1 protein-coding gene is annotated in these 509 nt (G+C 59.9%); it reads left to right on the forward strand.

The features are described 5' to 3' along the window. On the forward strand, positions 1–509 hold a 509-nt coding region (locus J0A65_RS25560; protein WP_206597021.1), incomplete at both ends, for a BCCT family transporter.

Genomic DNA, 509 nt, shown 5'->3' on the forward strand with positions numbered 1-509 from the left:
ACTTCTCCTACAACAAGGGGCTACCACTGTCGCTCAGTTCCGGTCTGCAGCCGCTGCTGGGCCGTGGTCCCCGCGGCTTGCCGGGGCAAGTGGTCGATGTGTTTACCGTGGTGTTGAGCATCTTCGGTCTGGCCACCTCCCTTGGTCTGGGAGCTATGCAGGCCACCGCAGGTATTGCCTATGTGTTGGGCACACCGAATACCTTTGCCTTTCAACTGATGTTCATCGTCGCTGTGACCTGTCTGGCAGCGTTCTCGCTGTGGCGAGGGCTGGATGCAGGGGTCAAGGTGCTGAGTAACATCAACATGCTGCTTGCGCTGGTTCTGTTCCTGCTGGTCGCGGTCGGTATTGGGGGCATGGCGTTCTTCTCCAACACCCTGAACGCCGCGGTCGACTATGGCCAGATGTTCCTGCCACTGAGCAACTGGATCGATCGTCCCGATCAGGACTGGTTCCAGGGCTGGACGGTGTTCTACTGGGCCTGGTGGTGCACCTGGGGTCCTCTGGTG

Source organism: Bowmanella yangjiangensis (assembly GCF_017255015.1).
In the GTDB taxonomy this organism is placed as follows: Bacteria; Pseudomonadota; Gammaproteobacteria; order Enterobacterales; family Alteromonadaceae; genus Bowmanella; species Bowmanella yangjiangensis.